The sequence below is a fragment of the bacterium genome, from assembly GCA_026708015.1.
Classification (GTDB): Bacteria; Actinomycetota; Acidimicrobiia; order Acidimicrobiales; family Bin134; genus Poriferisocius.
The window spans coordinates 1-925 of the sequence record JAPOVT010000026.1; the positions used below are offsets into that span (position 1 = coordinate 1).

The following is a 925-nucleotide window of genomic DNA, read 5'->3' on the forward strand; positions in this document are numbered from 1 at the left end:
GTACGAGTCTGCTGATCGATCTTCACGACACTGCTCTTGTGATCGAACAGGTCCACCGCACGGCCCTTGTTCTCGAGATCGTAGAGCGTTAACGGGGAGTATTCGGCCTCGAACTCGACATAGTCGAATCCACAATGACCCACGATTTCGAACACCGCCGGCAAGGACGACATCAGGTGAGTTCCCAAGCTGGGTTCACCGGCGTCAAGCAACTCCCGAAACCTGTTTCTCCGCATCGATACCTCCTAGTTGCGCGCCAAATCCGGCGAGCCGCGCACCCGCCCGGTCGCTGCCGTTTATGGTTTGCCCGGCGGCAGTCTGCAAAGTGTAGCCGCGCGGCGGCAAGCGGTGCTGATGAGACGGCTCGCTAAAGCCGGCGGCCGCCTTCTATTGGAACGACCAGCCCCGTTGTCCAGGAGCTTTCGTCCGAGGCAAGGTACAGGCCCGCATAGGCGACATCGAGACTCTTGGCGTCGCGATCCAGCTCAGGCGGAAGCGGTTCAATAGGGCCTGTGGGGGGAGGATCGCCCCCGATCGCGCCCGGGCAAACGCAGTGCACGCGGATGTTGCGATCGCGATACTGCCTGGCCGCGCGCCGAACGAACTCGATCAACCCGGCCTTGGCGGCGGAGTAGCCTGGATTTGCGTCGCGCAGCACGTCAGCTGAAGCGGCAACGTGAATCAGAACGCCGCCCGGCGGGTCCTGTCGCAACATTTGAGGAATGGCCGCTCTGGCGGAGAGAAAATGCGCACGCAGATTGAGACTAATCAGATAGTCCCATGCTTCGGGAGATGTCTCGTGGATCTCCATTTCGCCATAAGCGAAGTCGCCCATGTTGCAATAGACGACGTCGAGTCGGCCGAACTCGCGAACCGCAGCCTCCACCATGGCCGCGCAGCCCGCCTCGGTCGCGGTATCCGAAGT

The 925-nt window shown here is 61.5% G+C and carries 2 protein-coding genes; both read right to left on the reverse strand.

From position 1 onward, the window contains the following. A partial coding sequence (locus OXG30_05800) for a 2,4-dihydroxyhept-2-ene-1,7-dioic acid aldolase (protein MCY4134411.1) occupies positions 1–236 on the reverse strand: 236 nt, incomplete at its 3' end. Between the two features lie 131 nt (positions 237–367). Continuing rightward, the coding region (locus OXG30_05805; protein ID MCY4134412.1) for an SDR family oxidoreductase at positions 368–925 on the reverse strand (558 nt) is incomplete at its 5' end.